Origin of the sequence: Hydrogenispora ethanolica, assembly GCF_004340685.1 — a bacterium.
GTDB lineage: Bacteria > Bacillota > UBA4882 > UBA8346 > UBA8346 > Hydrogenispora > Hydrogenispora ethanolica.
In genome coordinates, this window is record NZ_SLUN01000009.1 from 125,404 (window position 1) to 142,869 (window position 17,466).

General features: G+C 58.5%; 17 protein-coding genes. 15 read left to right on the forward strand and 2 right to left on the reverse strand.

The window, feature by feature from the left end:
- Nucleotides 1-21 precede the first annotated feature (21 nt).
- The 4 genes from EDC14_RS09625 to EDC14_RS09640 all read left to right on the forward strand — a co-directional run bounded on the left by EDC14_RS09625 (nt 22) and on the right by EDC14_RS09640 (nt 5,510).
- Nucleotides 22-1,908, forward strand: a complete 1,887-nt coding sequence (locus tag EDC14_RS09625; RefSeq protein WP_132014073.1) for a heparinase II/III domain-containing protein — start codon at nt 22-24, stop codon at nt 1,906-1,908.
- Nucleotides 1,909-2,142: 234 nt separating this feature from the next.
- Nucleotides 2,143-3,123 carry a ribose-phosphate diphosphokinase gene (locus EDC14_RS09630; protein WP_243662873.1) on the forward strand — a complete coding sequence of 327 codons (981 nt, stop codon included), beginning with the start codon at nt 2,143-2,145 and terminating at the stop codon, nt 3,121-3,123.
- 30 nt (nt 3,124-3,153) lie between these two features.
- Nucleotides 3,154-4,341, forward strand: coding sequence for a glycoside hydrolase family 88 protein (locus EDC14_RS09635; RefSeq protein ID WP_132014075.1), 1,188 nt, complete (start codon nt 3,154-3,156; stop codon nt 4,339-4,341).
- Complete coding sequence (locus tag EDC14_RS09640; RefSeq protein ID WP_279388741.1) at nt 4,338-5,510, forward strand: DUF2264 domain-containing protein; 1,173 nt, start codon at nt 4,338-4,340, stop codon at nt 5,508-5,510. The genes EDC14_RS09635 and EDC14_RS09640 overlap by 4 nt, the downstream gene beginning before the upstream one ends.
- Nucleotides 5,511-5,564: 54 nt before the next feature.
- Here the strand turns inward: EDC14_RS09640 and EDC14_RS09645 are convergent, their stop codons facing one another.
- Both EDC14_RS09645 and EDC14_RS09650 read right to left on the reverse strand, forming a co-directional pair.
- Nucleotides 5,565-5,972, reverse strand: coding sequence for a hypothetical protein (locus EDC14_RS09645; protein WP_132014077.1), 408 nt, complete (start codon nt 5,970-5,972; stop codon nt 5,565-5,567).
- A gap of 206 nt (nt 5,973-6,178) precedes the next feature.
- Nucleotides 6,179-6,979, reverse strand: coding sequence for a GntR family transcriptional regulator (locus tag EDC14_RS09650; RefSeq protein WP_132014078.1), 801 nt, complete (start codon nt 6,977-6,979; stop codon nt 6,179-6,181).
- Nucleotides 6,980-7,255: 276 nt separating this feature from the next.
- On the opposite strand from EDC14_RS09650, the gene deoC reads away from it, so the two are divergent.
- The 11 genes from deoC to coaE all read left to right on the forward strand — a co-directional run bounded on the left by deoC (nt 7,256) and on the right by coaE (nt 17,459).
- Nucleotides 7,256-7,960 carry a deoxyribose-phosphate aldolase gene (gene deoC, locus EDC14_RS09655; protein WP_132014079.1) on the forward strand — a complete coding sequence of 235 codons (705 nt, stop codon included), beginning with the start codon at nt 7,256-7,258 and terminating at the stop codon, nt 7,958-7,960.
- A gap of 415 nt (nt 7,961-8,375) precedes the next feature.
- Nucleotides 8,376-8,864: an acetyl-CoA carboxylase biotin carboxyl carrier protein gene (accB, locus tag EDC14_RS09660; RefSeq protein ID WP_132014080.1), complete on the forward strand. Its 489-nt coding sequence runs from the start codon at nt 8,376-8,378 to the stop codon at nt 8,862-8,864.
- Between the two features lie 135 nt (nt 8,865-8,999).
- Entirely contained in the window at nt 9,000-10,376 is a 1,377-nt protein-coding gene (accC, locus tag EDC14_RS09665) for an acetyl-CoA carboxylase biotin carboxylase subunit (protein WP_132014081.1), read from the forward strand.
- A gap of 167 nt (nt 10,377-10,543) precedes the next feature.
- The gene (locus EDC14_RS09670; RefSeq protein WP_243662874.1) at nt 10,544-10,921 is read left to right on the forward strand and encodes an Asp23/Gls24 family envelope stress response protein; all 378 of its coding nucleotides are present in this window, start codon (nt 10,544-10,546) and stop codon (nt 10,919-10,921) included.
- A 90-nt stretch (nt 10,922-11,011) separates the two neighbouring features.
- Nucleotides 11,012-11,581, forward strand: a complete 570-nt coding sequence (gene amaP / locus EDC14_RS09675) for an alkaline shock response membrane anchor protein AmaP (protein ID WP_132014083.1) — start codon at nt 11,012-11,014, stop codon at nt 11,579-11,581.
- A gap of 16 nt (nt 11,582-11,597) precedes the next feature.
- Nucleotides 11,598-11,825, forward strand: a complete 228-nt coding sequence (locus tag EDC14_RS09680) for a DUF2273 domain-containing protein (protein ID WP_165907917.1) — start codon at nt 11,598-11,600, stop codon at nt 11,823-11,825.
- A gap of 11 nt (nt 11,826-11,836) precedes the next feature.
- The gene (gene nusB / locus EDC14_RS09685; protein WP_132014085.1) at nt 11,837-12,310 is read left to right on the forward strand and encodes a transcription antitermination factor NusB; all 474 of its coding nucleotides are present in this window, start codon (nt 11,837-11,839) and stop codon (nt 12,308-12,310) included.
- A 3-nt stretch (nt 12,311-12,313) separates the two neighbouring features.
- Nucleotides 12,314-13,300: a Kae1-like domain-containing protein gene (locus EDC14_RS09690; RefSeq protein WP_132014086.1), complete on the forward strand. Its 987-nt coding sequence runs from the start codon at nt 12,314-12,316 to the stop codon at nt 13,298-13,300.
- 36 nt (nt 13,301-13,336) lie between these two features.
- Nucleotides 13,337-16,024, forward strand: a complete 2,688-nt coding sequence (gene polA, locus EDC14_RS09695; protein ID WP_132014087.1) for a DNA polymerase I — start codon at nt 13,337-13,339, stop codon at nt 16,022-16,024.
- Between the two features lie 2 nt (nt 16,025-16,026).
- Entirely contained in the window at nt 16,027-16,845 is an 819-nt protein-coding gene (mutM, locus tag EDC14_RS09700) for a DNA-formamidopyrimidine glycosylase (protein ID WP_132014088.1), read from the forward strand.
- Nucleotides 16,833-17,459 (forward strand): dephospho-CoA kinase, encoded by a 627-nt coding sequence (gene coaE, locus EDC14_RS09705; RefSeq protein WP_132014103.1) that lies wholly within the window; start codon nt 16,833-16,835, stop codon nt 17,457-17,459. Before mutM ends, coaE begins: the two co-directional genes overlap by 13 nt.
- Nucleotides 17,460-17,466: the final 7 nt, after the last annotated feature.

Below are 17,466 nucleotides of genomic sequence, written 5' to 3' on the forward strand. Positions count from 1 at the left end.
CTTGCGAGGGAGAGTGAAATCATGCGTATGGCTGAATTGCAAGCGGCGTTGCAGGCCGGAATGGCGGACCGGCCCCATGATCAAGGTTTATTCGCGGAGGCGAGAGAACGGGACCGCTGGCAGCGGATCGCCACCGCCCCCGAATACCGGGCCATGTGGCAGGAGGTCTGCGATGGCGCGGCCCGTTACCGGGAGCGTCCCATCAAGGTACTGCCGTATTCGCTGTTCCGGCTCTTCCGGGAGAGCGGTTCGCGCGTCGAATACGAGACCGAGTACTTTGAGCACCGCGACCGGTTGAACCTTTTTGCTTTGCGTACCTTGGCGGAAGATGCGGATGAGGACCGGCGGGCCTTGGAGGACACGATCTGGGCCATCTGCGACGAATACACCTGGTGTCTCCCGGCCCATCTGGGAGAGAGTCCAGCGGCCGGCACCGGGCAGGGGCTGGTCCGGCACGAAGCCGGGATTCTCAGGGAGACGCTCCGGCCCCAGGAACGGATGCTGGATCTCTTCGCCGCCGAGACCGCCTTCACGTTGGCCGAGATCGTCAGCCTGCTGGCGGAGCGGCTGGCGCCGGCAGTGGTCCTCCGGGCGCGTTCCGCCATCTTGCAGCGGGTCATCGAACCCTATGGGGGAGGGCTGGCCCCGGCCGCCTGGTGGGAGACGACCCGGATGAATTGGGCCGCGGTCTGCGCCGGCTCGATCGGCGCCGCCGCGCTGTACCTGATCGAGGACCCGGCCATTCTGGCCCCGTTATTGCAGCGGGTCCTGGCGACGCTGGACTGCTATTTGGACGGCTTCGGCAGGGACGGCGCCAGTACCGAAGGGATCGGCTACTGGAGCTACGGCTTCGGCTTTTATACCTACTTCGCGGCGCTCCTGAAGCAGCGGACCGCCGGCCGGATCGATCTCCTCCGGGATGAGCGGGTGAAGCCGATTGCCCTGTTTCAACAGCAATGCTATCTGACCGGGAATGCGGTGGTCAGCTTCTCCGACACCAACTTGACCCAGCGCTATCTGCCCGGACTGGGCCATTATCTGCAAAAGATCTTCCCCGAAGTGCTGCTGCCGGAACCGGAGTTTCAGGCCCGGCTGAGCGATGATTATTCGGCCCACCGCTGGGCCCATGCGGTGCGCAATTTGGTTTGGCACAATCCCGAGGCGGTTTATGGCCTCACGCCTACCCATACCGTATACTTGCCGGACGCCGCCTGGTTCATCGCCAAGCAGGCCACGGCGGCCGGGACGTTCTGCTTCGCCGCCAAGGGAGGCCATAATGACGAGCCTCACAACCATAACGACCTCGGGAGTTTCCTGCTGCATGTCAACGGCGACGACCTGCTGGCGGATCCGGGCAGCGGCCAGTATACCCGACAGTATTTCGGGGCGGAGCGCTACGATTATGTATGCACCAGTTCGCGGGGGCATTCGGTGCCGATCATCGACGGGCAGCTCCAAAAGCCGGGCCGGGAGCACGCCGCCCGGATCGTCGGGGTCCAAACCGGGCCGGACCGCGATATGCTGCGGATGGAGCTGGCTCCGGCCTATGGAAACGCCAGTCTACGCTCGTTACTCCGCCAGTTTACTTTCGAGAAGCACCCGGAGCTCCGCTTGATCCTCCGGGACGAATTCGTCCTGGAGCAACCCCCGGCCGCCATCGTCGAACGGCTGGTCAGCCTCCTCGAACCGAGGCTGCGCGGCGCCGGAATCATCGAGCTTGAGGGCCTCCGCAGCCGCGCCCTCATCCGCTACGATCCCCAAACGATGCAGCCGGCGGTCCGGTGGGAACAGTTCATCGCGCATTCGTCCGAGACCAGGACCGTCTATCTGATCGATTTTGCGTTGGCCCCCAGCCAGGCCCGGGTCGTGGCGGAGCTGGAGATCCGGTTGGCAGGAGAGCGCCGGTGAAACGGTCCAGCGGCACCGAGCCATTTTCGGGACATTTTTTACGGTATGAAAGAAGTAACATTTTGGATCGAGTTTTGAAACTTTGTTAACGAAAAAGGAAAAACGGCTCGAACGGAAAACTACTAAAGGATGTTTTGCGCCTCGTTCGGGGTTCGGTCATCTTCCAAACGGTTTTGCAGCGCAAAAACGCGCCAAGTTTCAGAACGGAACAAAATGTTGCAGAGGGTGGTAGTTTTGTCAAACGGATCGATCAAGATTTTTGCCGGGAGCACCGGTAAGGTTTTCGCGGAGCGGATGTGCAAATACCTCGGGATTGAGTTGGGCCGGGCGGATGTGATGCGGTTTTCTGACGGCAACATCTTCGTCCGGGCCGGCGAGACGGTGCGCGATAAAGACGTGTACCTGGTGCAGCCCATCGGAATGCATCCCAACGACGAGTTCGTGGAGATCCTTTTTTGGATGGACGCCTTCAAACGGGCCAGCGCCGACTCGGTGACCGCGATCATGCCGTATTTCAGTTACGCCAAGGGGGACAAAAAGGACGAACCCCGCGTTTCGATCCGCGCCCGGGTCTGTGCCGAATCCATCGAATTGGCCGGAGCGGACCGGGTGGTGACGATGGATCTGCACAGCCCGCAGATTCAGGGCTTTTTCAAGAAACCGGTGGATCATCTGTTTGCCATGCCCGTATTGTGCGAGTACATTCGAACCCTGTCCCTGGACAATCTGGTGGTCGTCTCGCCGGATGCAGGCTTCGCCAAGCAGGCGCATAAGTTCGCCGCGGAACTGGGCGCCTCGGTGGCCATCGGCGATAAGACCCGCAGCGGCCACGATGAGCGGGCGAAGGTCTTGGAGCTGATCGGCGACGTTCAGGGCAAAAACGCGCTGATCGTGGATGATTTCAGCATCTCGGCCGGGACCTTGGTCGATCTGGTCCGGGTCCTGAAGGAACGCGGCGCCCAGCGGATCGACGCCTGCCTGACCCATCTGATGCTGACCGAGGAAGGAGTGCGCCGGTTGGAGGAGAGCCCCATTGAGCGGGTGATCGGCACCGATTCGGTGGACAACCCGTACCTGGCTCATTCCACCAAGATTAAGCTGGTCTCGGTGGCGCCCCTCTTCGCCGAGGCGATTCAATGCATTCATTCCCGGGAATCGATGAGCCCGCTGTTTACGAAAGTCCCGGATAAGGTGTTTCAAAGTTCCGTATTGTAGGTCTCATTTTCAAGCCAATGGAGGATGTTCATGAAACAGGTGCATGATGAAGGAATCCGCCAGTTCGCCAAATACTCGCGGCGGCCCGCTTTCGGCCGCGCCGAGTGTGAACGGGCGGTGGGCTTTGTCCTGGAGAAGATCGAACAGAACCTGGCCGAATTCAGCGCAGGCTTTCCGGCCCCGGCCAGCAAAAACCATGTCTACCCGGTCATCGACAATGTCGAATGGACTTCTTCTTTCTGGACCGGCATGCTCTGGCTGGCCTATGAGCTGACCGGAGCGGAGTCATACCGCCGCGCCGCCGAGGCGCAGCTGCCGAGCTATCAACGGCGGATCGCCGAGCGCAGCCATACCGACACCCATGATCTGGGTTTTCTCTATACGTTGTCGGCGGTGGCCGAGTACCGCAACACCGCCAATCCGGTCGCGCGGCAGCTGGCGCTCGATGCCGCGGCAATGCTGACCGAGCGTTTCTTCGAAAAAGCCGGCATCATCCAGGCCTGGGGCGATCTGAACGACCCGGAGCAACGCGGCCGGATGATCATCGACTGCTGCATGAACCTGCCCCTGCTCTACTGGGCCGCCCGGGAGTCCGGCCGGGAGGAGTACCGGACGATGGCCCTCAGCCATGCCCGGCAGGCCGCCCGCTACCTGGTGCGCGAGGACGCCTCCACCTATCACACCTTCTATATGGATGTGGAAAGCGGTGCGCCGCGTTTCGGAAAAACCGCCCAAGGATACTCCGACAATTCCTGCTGGGCGCGGGGGCAGGCCTGGGCCATCTACGGCTTCGCCTTGAGCTACCGTTACACCCGGGAGAGCGAGTTTCCTGAACTGAACCAGAAGCTCGCCAATTACTTCCTGAACCGCTTGCCCGAGGATGACGTCTGTTACTGGGATCTCTGCTTCACTGCGGGCGACGAGGAGCGGGACAGCTCGGCGGCGGCCATCGCCGCCTGCGGACTGCTGGAGTTGGCCAAAGAATTGCCGTTGACCAACGAATACCGCATCTGCTACGAAAACGCGGCCTTGGCGATGATCCGTTCCTTGACCGAATCCTACACCACCGCCGGATTGGCCCGTTCCAACGGGATCCTGCGCCATGCCGTCTACTCCAAGCCGGCGGGCGAAGGGGTCGACGAATGCAATATCTGGGGCGACTATTTTTACCTGGAGGCCCTGGTGCGCTTGTTGAGGGATTGGAGGCTATACTGGTGAGCGGGAAGGGAGCCGCGCCGGAGCGGGCTGAGGAGCGGCGCTACTGGGCCGGAATGCTGACCCGCATCGCCCGGCCGGTGCTGGAAGCGTTCGCCGCCGGGGAGGCCAAGGCGCGGATGCCCGTGGGCGGCCGCGGTGAACGGGAAGACCGCCGGGCCTTCACCCATCTGGAGGCGCTCGGCCGGACACTGGTGGGGCTGGCGCCCTGGCTGGAGAGCCCCCGGCTCGATCGGGACGAAGCACGGCTCCAGGAGGAATTCCGGGTGCTGGCCCGGACCGCCGTGGCCGCGGCGACCGATCCGGCCTCGCCGGACTTCGTCAATTTCAGCTATGAATATCAGCCCATCGTGGACGCGGCTTTTCTGGCTCATGCCTTGCTCCGTTCCGGGCATCAGCTCCGGGAGCGGCTGGAAGAGCCGGTCCGCCGCAACCTGGCGGAATGCTTGCGGGCGACCCGCAGCCGCAAGCCATTCGCCTGCAACTGGCTGCTTTTCGGGGCGATGATCGAGGCGGCCCTCTGCCAATTGGGCGAGGACTGGGACCGGATGCGGGTGGACTATGCCATCCGCCAGCACGAACAGTGGTATCTCGGGGACGGGGTCTACGGCGACGGGCCGGAGTTTCATTGGGACTACTACAACAGCTTCGTGATCCAGCCGATGCTGGTCGATCTGTTGGCCGCGCTCGGGCCGGAGTATCCGGACTGGGTCGCGCTACAGCCGGCGGTGGACCGGCGGGCGGTCCGCTATGCGGCCATTCTGGAACGGCTGATCGCGCCCGATGGCAGCTTTCCGCCGGTCGGCCGTTCGTTGGCTTACCGCTCGGGCGCCTTTCAGCTCCTGGCCCAACTGGCGCTCCAGCAAAATCTGCCGCCGGAGCTCCAGCCGGCGCAGGTCCGTTCGGCCCTGACCGCGGTGATCCGGCGGACGCTGGAGGCCCCCGGCACTTTCGACGATGCGGGCTGGCTGCGGATCGGCCTCTGCGGCGATCAGAACGGCCTCGGCGAACCCTACATCTCCACCGGCAGCCTTTACCTCTGCACCACGGCCTTCCTCCCGCTCGGCCTGGCGCCGGACGATCCCTTCTGGACCGATGCGCCGCGCGACTGGACCGCCAAACGGATCTGGTCGGGGCTGGACAGCCCGTGCGACCACGCGCTGGCGGAGTGAGCGGTGAAAATAAAGCGATAGCGAAATAGTTTGCGAAGGAGCCCTGGGCGTTCGTTACGGAACGAAACGGGGCTTTTTCATTGATGAGACGGCTCGTTTCAGCGCTTGAGCCGGTGCTTGATTCATAAAAGGAAGAGGCGGATTCGCTAACGCTCCTGCGGCGAGGGTTGCCGGAGGAGCGTGATTCACAGAAGCAACTGCTTGATTCACAAAAGGTAAATCTTTATCCACAAAAGCAAGATCATGATTCACAAAAGATCCTGTGGCGATGACCGCCGCAGAATCTTTATTCACAAAAGCAACTGCTTGATTCACAAAAGATAGATATTTATCCACAAAAGCAAGATCATGATTCACAAAAGCAACTGCTTTGGTTACTGAAGCAACTGCTTTGGTTACTGAAGCAACTGCTTGATTCATCGAAGCAAAATCCTGATTCATAAAAGCAAGATCCGGACTCACCCAAGCTCCTGCGGCGGTTACCGCCGTTCGAACCTTATCTCCAAAATGCGGATGTCAGGCGACCCGGCGACCATCCCGAATCGGGGAAAACAGGCCGCGAGCCAGCGGGGTGTTGTTGCCACATCTCAAGGAGTTGAATCCCGGTTTCAACGGAGGGCGCGGATTTCCCCCTTTTTTTGAATATTCCAGGCGAAAGTAAGTCCCGCTCACTCCACCCGGAGCTGCCGCGAAAAATTCACCTTATCCTTGTTTGAAAACAGTTCCACCCGGAACCGGCACTTGTCGCTCCTTGCCACGGAGCTGGTGTACTCAAAAGCGATCCCGCTGTCGAGGTAGGCGAGGCGGTGGATATTGAAGGCGGGCGCTTGCGCCTTGCAACGCAGGAGTTGCGCGGCTTCTTTGGTTAACTTGACGGCCTCGTAGGTTTCGACCGCCCGGTACAGATTCAGGTGGTAGCTGCTCCGCAGCAGCGCGTAGAGCGAATGAACGCCGAGGTCTTCGTTGAAAATGGTGGGACAGAGCTGGAGCGGCAGATAGGTGGTCTCCAACAGCAGCGGCTCCTCATCGGCCAGGCGTAAGCGGGTCAGCTTGAATACCTCGCCGTTTTCCGGCAGGCCCAATGCATCGGCAATCGCGGCGCCGGGTAGCATGACCGCTTTTTCCAGGATCACCGAACGCGGATTTCGCCCGCTGGCGAGCATGTCCTCGCTGAAGCTATAGAGATGATTGATATTGCGGTTCAGTTTCTCGCTGGCGACAAAGGTTCCCTTGCCTCTCCTCCGGAGCAGCAGCCCTTCCTCGGTCAGCTGATTGAGCGCCTGCCGGACGGTGGAACGGCTCACGCGATACTCCGCGCACAGCTGGTTTTCGGAAGGAATGAGATCGCCGGGCTTCAGAATCCCGGAATGAATCTGCCGTTTGAGCAGGAGAATTAATTGCGAGTAGAGCGGAGTGTCATTCTCCTCCGATAAGCCGCCGTGAAACTGCCGCCCGTCATCATTAGCCATGAAAAAGGCACCTTCCCGTCCAAAAAGTCGGATCCCCAGCTCATTATAACAGTTTGGCGCGGGCGGATCAACAAACTTGTATGATACATCCGAATCCATAAAATAAAATTGATCGCCCGCTAAATTCGCGGTCCTACAAGCAATGAATGTCATTATTGACGATAATTTAGGCTTTTTCAGAGTTGACGACGGCAGTTTTTTTGGAGTATACTTCCAATGAGTTGTATCATACATTTGATACTTTTATCAAAATTCATTAAAAGGGAGGAGCTTCAAATGCTGACAGTACGCGATATCGCCAAGATGATCGATCACTCGTTGTTACGGCCGGACATGACTATGGAGGAGATCCGGGAAGGTTGCCGGATTGCCAGGGAGTATGATGTGGCTTCGGTCTGTGTCAAGCCCAGCGAGATTGGGATCTGCGTGAAGGAGTTGCAAGGCGCGGCGGTGTTGGTGACCACGGTGGTCGGGTTTCCCCACGGCGGAGCGGCGACAGCGGTGAAAGTGTTCGAGGCGGTGCAGGCTATCCGGGAGGGCGCGGTGGAATTGGATATGGTCCTCAACATCGGCAGACTGGTGTCGCGCGATTTTGCCTATGTGGAGAATGACATCCGGGCGGTGGTTGACGCGGCCCATGCGGAGGGAGCGGCTGTAAAGGTCATTCTGGAAAATGCTTATCTGACGGATGAGCTGAAGGAGAAAGCCTGCCGCATCTGTGAGCGGGCCGGTGCCGATTTTGTGAAGACTTCCACCGGCTATGCCGGGAGCGGCGCAACCATCGCCGATCTGCAATTAATGCGGCGGACCTGCGGCAGTAAAGTCAAGGTGAAGGCCGCCGGAGGCGTGCGGACCCTGGATCAGGCGCTGGCGGTCCGGGCGGCCGGGGCGGTCCGGTTCGGCGCCACCGCCACCCGGGCGATTTTGGATGAAGCCGCGCTGCGAGAAGCCGCCGGCACCCTGGAGGAGACAGGGTGTTGAGCTTATCGAGTTAAAAGTTAAAGGAGATCAAAGAGACGTTTCCCGGAAACGTCTCTTTGCATCTGGTGTTCATGGCAAGAGGATTTTAATACGACTTTATCCCTTGCTTCTCTGAGCTTTTGTGTTCACCCTGTCCGAAGGACAGGGTTTATCGCAACGCTTCTAAAAGCCATGTGATAAAGTCCTCCAATTTGGAAATCATCCTTTCAATGGACTAAAAAACGACTTTATCCCTTGCTTTTCTGAGCTTTTGTGTTCACCCTGGCCTTCGGACAGGGTTTATCACAACGCTTCTAGAAAACGCCCGTATACGCGGGGCATCAAAAGATAAAATTAATTAAAAGAAGGAATAATTCCCTGACTGGTGAATAAATACCGTATCGTCTTTTTTCCCATTCCCATAAGGAGGAAACTAATGAATATCAAAGAGATCAAGGAACTGGTGAAGATGTTGGATGGGACCGACATCAGCGAATTCTGCTTTGAGAGTGAAGGAAGCAAGGTTGTTATCAAAAAAGGAACCGCAATTTCACCGCAAGGAATCACCTCTGCGATCCCCATGATGACGAATCCGATGTTGAATGCGATAAATATACCCGCTCCCGCCGCGGCTCCTGCCGCTGCCGCGAGTGGCGAAGAGAAAAATGAAGGGTTGGGGCCGAACCAAGTTTTAATCACCGCGCCGATGGTGGGAACCTTTTACCGTTCGTCCAGTCCCGATGCGGATCCCTATGTCCAGCCGGGCCAGGTCGTGAACGTCGGCGAAGTCGTTTGTATCATTGAAGCCATGAAATTAATGAACGAGATCGAAAGCGAATGGCGGGGCAAGATCGTCGAAGTCCTGGTCGATAACGCACAGCCGGTTGAGTATGGTCAGCCTCTGTTTGTGCTGGAGAAGCTCTGAAACCCGTTGGCATTCTCGTGAATCACTGCTCGACGACGTTGGCCAAAAACTCGGCTTTTTCGGTTTAAGGCCAACGATCGTATTGGGAAGAATGCGACCGGGGACGACCAACCAAACGGAGGTGCAGACAATTCGATGTTTCAAAAGATTTTAATCGCCAACCGGGGCGAGATCGCGCTCCGCATCATCCGCGCCTGCAAAGAGATGGGCATCGGAACCGTGGCGATCTACTCGGAGGCCGATCGCGACTCCTTGCATGTGCATTACGCCGATGAAGCCTTTTGCGTGGGCCCGGCGCCGGGCAACCGCAGTTATTTGAATATACCCAATATCATCAGTACCGCCACCATTGCCGGAGTGGACGCCATTCATCCTGGCTATGGTTTTTTAGCCGAGAATGCCCGCTTTGCGGAGATTTGCGAGACGCATCACATTAAATTCATCGGGCCGCCGGCCGCCGCCATCGAGAAGATGGGCGACAAGGCCGTGGCCAAACAGACGATGAAAGACGCCGGCGTGCCGGTGGTTCCAGGCTCGGACGGGATCATTGAGAACGAGACCGTGGCGATGGAAATGGCGGAAGCCATCGGCTTTCCGGTGATCATCAAGGCATCCGCCGGCGGCGGAGGCAAAGGGATGCGGGTGGTCCGCGACAGCTCGGAACTGTTGAACGCGTACCGGATGGCGCAAGCCGAGGCCGACGCCTCGTTCGGCAATTCCGAAGTGTATATGGAGAAATATATCGAGGAGCCACGCCATATCGAAGTCCAGCTGCTCCTGGACGAACACGGCAACGGCGTCTATCTGGGCGAACGGGACTGCTCGGTCCAGCGCCGCCACCAGAAGGTGCTGGAGGAGTCGCCCTCGCCGGCGGTCTCGCCGGAGACCCGCCGCCGCATTGGGGAAGCGGCGCTCAAGGGCGCCCTGTCGGTAGGGTATACCAACGCCGGGACCATCGAATTCCTGCTGGACAAGAACGGCCAGTTCTATTTCATGGAGATGAACACCCGGATCCAGGTGGAGCACCCGGTGACCGAGATGGTGACCGGCATCGACCTGGTGAAGGAGCAGATCCGGGTCGCCGCCGGCGAACCGTTGGGAGTCACCCAGGAAGATATCCGGATCAAGGGCCATTCCATCGAGTGCCGGGTCAATGCCGAGGATCCAGATAAGAATTTCATGCCGTCGCCGGGCCGGATCACCTTGTACCATCTGCCGGGCGGTCCGGGGATCCGGGTTGACAGCGCGGCCTATCAAGGGTATGCGGTGCCGCCGTTTTACGATTCGATGATCGCCAAGCTGATCGTCTGGGAGGAGGACCGGGAGGCGGCCATCGCCCGCATGCTCCGGGCGTTGGAGGAGTTCGAGATCCAGGGCGTCAAAACGACGATCCCCTTCCATGTCAAAGTCCTGAATAATCGGTACTTCCGCAGCGGCGATTTTTATACCAACTTCATTCAGACGCGAATTTTCGGCGACAAAACAGACATAACGGACGGGGAGTCCGATTAAGATGAGATAATGAAGAAACTTTACAAAGAGCTTTCCCATCTCTAGACCTGGTGGGATAGGCGGATAGCGGCATTCTTCATTGATGAATCAAGGAAAGCGATAAGTCGCGGCGGGGAATACCCGGCGGACGATGCGCGGCATAGAGAGATCAAATGGGGGTGGCTCGCATGGAGCAAACAGGTCGGTACGAGGGCGGTACGATCCGGATCGCCAATGAAGTCGTCAAAATCATCGCCGGCTTGGCGGCGACCGAAGTTAAAGGAGTCGCCGGGATGAGCGGCGGCGTAGTCGATGGTTTTGCCGAATTGTTAAAACGAAAGAATCTTTCCAAAGGCGTCAAAGTCGAGGTCGGAGAGAAACAAGCCGCGGTCGATCTCTTTATCGTCATTGAATTTGGAGCGAATGTCCCGGAAACAGCCATGTTGGTCCAGGAGAACGTGAAACGGGCCATCGAGAGCATGACCGGTTTGGATGTCATTGAAGTAAACGTCCATATCCAGGGCGTGGAGTTTAAACAGGAAGAGACGGAAACGAAAGTCCTGTAGAAGCCTTGCGTCAAGGGCGCGCTTCGCCTCATCACTGTGGTTCATAACGTTGCGTATTCCGCGCCGGTCCGCCGGTGTGGATCGCAACTCTTGCAAAAGGAAGGTGTTATCGAGCGGATGAAAGTCTGGGAACGATTAATCAGTCTGTTGGCGGGTATTATATTAGTTGTCCTGGCGGTTACCCTCACGCTGCTGGCCTTCGGACAGGCCGGTCCGACCATCTTGGAGGAACTGGTTCGGATAAACGACAACCCCATCAATCTTTGGGCGTTGGAAGTGGCGATCATCGCGTTGATTCTGGCGGTATTCCTGATCCAGATGGCCCTGCGGATGCGGCGCGAGGAAAAAACGGTGATCTACCAGACTCAGTTCGGCGAGATCCGGATTACCGTATCGGCCATTGAAAACCTGGCCTTGCGGGCCTGCAAGAAAGTGCGGGGCGTACGCGACGCTCACGTCGGCGTCCGGGCCGACAAGCTGACCGGACTGGATGTTTATATCGAAGTCACCGCCAGTCCGGATATGGCCATCCCGCAGATCAAGGCGGAGATCGAGTCCAAGGTGAGCGACTATATCTTTGAGACCGTGGGAATGCACGTCAATGCAGTCAAAGTGCTGGTGACAAAGATCGCTGCCGAAACCCGGACCCGGGTTGAATAGAAAGGGGTAAATCGGGGTGAATGAATTTCTAAAAGATACTCTGCCGAAGCTGGTGGGTTATAAAGGGCGGATCTTCGGAAGCGCCATCGGATTTATCGCCGGTTTGCTCTGGGCGTTTATGGGATTTTGGCGGGCGTTGGCCTTTGTTTTTTGTATTTTGTTAGGTTTTTACCTCGGTAAGCGAATTGACCAAAAAGGTTCCTTGCGGGAACTTTTGAGCAGAGTCATTCCACCCAATGATTGAAAGGTGATCCGATGAGTCGACACGAAGCCAGAGACTTGGCGTTTAAAATCTTATTTCAGGCGGATGTGGGAAAAAATCCCTGGCAAGAGGTTTTGCCCCGCACCATTCGCGAGAATTCCCTGCCCGAATCTTCCCAGGCTTTCCTGACCGAGCTGGTGAAAGGGACCATCAAAAACCTCGGCGCCATCGACGCCGAGATCGTCAAATATGCTCAGGATTGGAAGCTGGAGCGGATGGCCAACACTGATCGGAATATTTTACGGATTGCCATCTATGAGTTGAAATTCTCCGCGGCCAAGACGCCGGTCAGCGTCACGGTGAACGAAGCGGTGGAGCTGGCCAAGACCTACGGCGATCAGGACTCCGGGAAGTTTGTCAACGGCATCCTGGGCAATTTGGCCCGCAATTTGGCGGCAGCCTCCGCCCCACCGGCCGAACCGGCGCCGGCGCCGGCGGCTGATTCGAAATCAGACGAAGAGAGTTGAAAAATGGAGGGCGTCCCCTCTTTTTTTATGCAAAAGCAGTTGATCATCGGACTGGATACCAGTTGTTACACGACTTCATTGGCGCTGATCGATGGGACGGGCGCAGTCGCGCTGGACCGCAGAATCCTATTGCGGGTGAAGCCCGGGGAACGGGGCTTGCGCCAATCGGAAGCCGTCTTTCAGCACCTGCAGAATCTCCCCAAACTCTTGGAAACTCCATTGGAAGAACCGGCCATCGCGCTGGTGGCCATGTCGGTGCGGCCCCGCCCGGTCGAGGGGGCCTATCTGCCCGTGTTTCAAGCGGGCGCAAGTTTCGGCGAGACCTTGGCCAAGCTGGTGGGAGCGCCGTGGATCGGACTTTCGCACCAGGAAGGGCACATCCGGGCCGGCCTGCATCATGCGGCGGCGGTTTGGAACGAAGCTTTTCTGGCCTGGCATATCTCCGGCGGCACCACGGAGTTGCTGCTGGTGAGACCGGCGGCGGTCGGCTATGCCCTTGACTTGCTCGGCGGTTCCTCCGACTTGCAGGTGGGACAGTTTGTGGACCGGATCGGAGTCGCCTTGGGCGCGGCCTTTCCGGCCGGCCCGGCTCTGGAACGCCTGGCGCTGCTGGCTGCGGCGCCGGAGCCATTACCCGTCGTCACCCGCGATTTGACCATCAGTTTTTCGGGGCCGTTGAGCGCGGCCGAGCGGAAACTGGCCGCCGGAAACTGTGTCCCCGAGAACCTGGCGTTGGGGGTTTTTCAAGCGATCGCCGCCGCGTTGTTGCAGGTGACTCAAAGGGCGGCGCTCCGTCATGGGATCCGCCGGGTGCTGCTGGTCGGGGGAGTGGCTTCCAACCAGATTATCCGGGACGTTTTGAGCGCGGCCGGAACCAGGGACGGCATCGATTTTCAGTTTGGGGCCAAGGAGCTGTCCAGCGACAATGCCGTGGGGATCGGCCTGTTGGGCTACGATTATCTGATGGATGCGGAGCGGCGGATTTCTTAAAATCCGGGATTTGCCGCGAGGGGAAGGATTGGAAAGATGGAAGGCAAGTTAGTCATTATCGATACCTACAGCCTGGCGAACCGGGCCTTTTTTGCACTGCCGCCGCTGGCCACCAGCGACGGGCTGGTCACCAATGCCGTATACGGCATGGCCATGATGCTGCTGCGCCTGTTGGAGGAGACCAAGCCCGATTATTTTCTGGCCGCCATGGACGCGGGAGTCCCGACCTTCCGCCATCAGGAGTATGACGCATACAAAGGCCAGCGGTTGAAGATGGAAGATTCGCTGCGGACCCAGATACCGATCATCAAGGAGTTGCTGGAACGGCTAAAGATCAGGGTTTACGAGCATCCGGGATACGAAGCGGACGATATCATCGGCACCATGGCCAAAAAAGCGGCCCGCCAAGGGTTGCAGGTCGAGATCGTCACCGGCGACCGGGACTCCTTTCAACTGGTGGAACCGGGGATTACCGTCCGCTACACCAAAAAAGGGATCACCGAGATCGACCGGGTGGATGAAGCATTTGTGCAGCGGCGGTATCAATTGCAACCGGCCCAATTGATCGATCTCAAGGGGCTGATGGGCGACGCTTCCGACAATATTCCCGGCGTACCCGGGTTCGGAGAAAAGACCGCCCTGAAATATCTCGCCGAATACGCCACCATCGACGGGCTCTATCAGAATTTGGAGCGGGTCGCCCGGCAGCGGGACCGCCAATTGCTGACCGAATATAAGGATCAGGCCTATCTAAGCCGCCGTCTGGCGACGATCGTCACCGATCTGGATCTGGGAATCGCTCTGGCCGACTGCCGTTATCCGGGCTACTCCAACCAGGAGTTGCTCGAGTTCTGCCAGACGTACCAATTCCGGACCCTGGTGAAGAAACTGGGCAGCGAGGAGCAGGCTGAGACCGTCGCTCAACACCGGAGCATCGAGTTTGAAGTGACCATCCTCGACGCCGGGGAGCTGGGACCGCTCGTTGCCCAGGCTTTGGAGGCCGGAAGCATCATCCTGCAGTTTTTAACCGCCGTAGCCAACTGGTCCCTGGTCCGCTGGCTGGGGGTGGGTATCGGCGTGGGCGACCGGAATTATTTCTATCCGCTCCGGCCGGATCAGGAGTTGCCGGAGCCGCTGCAGCGGCTGTTGGCGGATCCGAACCTGCGCAAGACCGGCCACGATCTGAAAAAACAGCTGCAAATAGCAGCCCATCACCAGCTGGCGCTGGCGGGACCCCTGGAGGATGTGTTGATCCAAGGTTATCTGGCCAATGCCGGCGTGGGCGGCATGGAGCTTGAAAATTTAAGTGAGATCTACCTCCATGCGACGGTAAAGACCTGGCAAAATGACCGGGGCACCAAATTCCCCGTCTTCAGCCTGCCGGAGGAACTCTCGCGGGAGGTGCTGTCGGAATTGGCCGGCAGCCGCATGACGGCCATCCGCCGGCTGCGGCAGGAACTTCCCGTTCTGCTGGAAGAGATGGGCCTCGCGAAACTTTATCAAGAAGTGGAGCAGCCGCTGATCGCCACCCTTTTCGCGATGGAACGGGCCGGCATCCGGGTCGATCCGGAACCGCTCCGCAGCTTCGGAAGTCTTTTGAAGACGCGCCAGGTCGAGTTGGAGCGGGAAATCTACGATTCGGTGGGAGCGGAATTCAATATCGGTTCTCCCAAGCAGTTGGGAGCGATCCTCTACGAAAAATTGGGGTTGAAGCCTCCGAAGAAGACCAAGACCGGTTATTCCACCGATGCCGAGGCCCTCGAGAATCTGGCCGAACAGCATCCGGTCATCCCGTTGATCCTGGAATACCGGCAAAATCTCAAATTGCAATCGACCTACATCGATTCGCTGATTGGGCTGATCAATCCCAAAACCGGCCGGGTCCACACCACGTTCAATCAGGCGGTGACGACCACCGGCCGGTTGAGCAGCACCGATCCCAATCTCCAGAACATCCCGATCCGTACCGAAGAAGGACGTCTGATCCGCCGGGCTTTTTTGCCGGCGCAGGGTTCCGTCTTGCTGGCGGCGGACTATTCCCAAATCGAGTTGCGGGTCATGGCCCATTTTTCGAAGGATCCCGGTTTCATGGAAGCCTTCCTCAAGGGCGAGGACATCCATAAATTTACCGCGGCCGCGGTAAACGGCGTCGCCGTGGCCGAGGTTACCCGGACCATGCGCGATCAGGCCAAGGCGGTAAATTTCGGAATCATCTATGGAATCAGCGGCTTCGGGCTGGCAAAGAATATCGGGGTCGGCCGGAAAGAGGCCGATCAATTCATTCGCGCCTATTTTGAGAAGTATCCCGGCGTCCAGGCCTATGTGGAGCAGTTGATCGAAACCGCCCGGGAGGCCGGAGAAGCCCGGACCCTTTTCGGCCGGGTCCGCAAATTGCCCGATCTCCATTCCCGGAATTTCACCCAACGCTCCTTCGCGGAACGGATGGCTCGCAATACCCCGATTCAAGGAACGGCCGCCGATATTATCAAATTGGCCATGGTCCGGATCGAACGCCGCTTATCCGAGCGGCCGGAATTGGGTAAAATGTTGTTGCAGGTCCACGACGAATTGGTCTTCGAAGTCCCGGAAGCGTCCTGGCGGGAGCTGGCCCGTCTGGTGAAGCAAGAGATGGAAGGCGCCGTGGAGCTGAGCGTGCCCCTGGTGATCGATGTCAAGGTCGGCCCGAACTGGGGCGAAATGAGCACCATGAAACTGGAGGATTGACCATGCCGGAATTGCCGGAAGTTGAGAGTATACGGCTGACCATCGCGCCCAAACTAACGGGACGGACCATCCTTTCGGGAAAGGTCCATCATCCAAAATTGGTCCAAAATATCAGCACCGTAGAGTTTCTCCGGGAAATTCAGGGGAAGGAAATCGTGGGGCTGGACCGGCGCGGCAAATACCTGTTGCTGAGGCTGGCCGGGGAGATGACGCTATCGATTCACCTGCGGATGACCGGCCAATTGACGGTGGCTCCCGGCGGGGAACCTCCGGCCGATGCCACGTATCTGCAATTGGTTTTGGACAATGGGACGGAACTTCGTTTTCGGGATCAGCGGAAATTCGGGCGCGTGGCGCTCTTTCCCAGCGCTGCGATTCCCGCCAATCTGGCGCGACTGGGACCCGAACCGTTGGATGATTCCTTCACCGTGGCAGTCTTCGAGAAGCAGCTGGCCCGGCGCAAACTGGCGGTCAAAAAAGCGCTGCTGGATCAGAGCATTATTGCCGGAGTGGGAAACATCTATGCGGATGAGGCCCTTTTTGTGGCGGGAATCCACCCGGCCCGTTCGCTCGATACGCTCACCGAAGCAGAGCTGGTCAAGTTACATGGGGCGATCCGGCAAGTCTTGGCGGAAGGGATCGAGTATCGGGGAACTACCAAACGGGATTACCGGGACGGCGAAGGCAATCCCGGAGGTTATCAGGATCGTTTGCGGGTCTATGGACGCAAGGGCCAACCCTGTCCGATCTGCCAGGCGCCGATCGCCAAGATGATCTTTGGCGGACGGGGGACCCATTTTTGTCCGTTATGCCAAAGCTGAAGCATGGAAGCGAGGTGGACACGATCCTTGCCATCGGACTGACCGGCGGCATCGCTACCGGTAAATCTACGGTTTGCCGGATCCTGACCGATCTCGGGATCCCGGTGATTGACTCCGATTCGCTGGCTCATCAAGCCATGGAGCCGGGAACGGCCGGTTATGAAACGATTGTTTCCCGGTTCGGGCGGGAAATTCTTCATCCGGATGGTACGGTCGACCGCAAGGCCTTGGGAGCGATCGTCTTTGCCGATCCCGCGGCTCGCCAGGCGTTGGAACAGATCATTCATCCGCTGGTGATCGCGGAGATCGAGGGACGGCTTCAAGCCGCCCGCGAGCGGGGGGAACGTTTGGTCGTCGTGGAAGTGCCGCTGCTTTTTGAAGCCGGAATGGCCGAACTGTTCGATCAAGTTTGGGTCGTCAGCACGGCTGCGGCGGTACAGCGGGAGCGTCTGCACCACCGGAACGGATTCACCGCCGAACACGCGGAGCGGCGCATCGCCGCCCAAATTCCCCTCTCCGATAAGGAAGGAAAAGCCGATCGAATTATTAATAATAATAAAGGATTTTCCGAGCTCAAGAGCGAAGTTTTGAAGGCATTGCAGTCATTGGAGTGATAAGTGG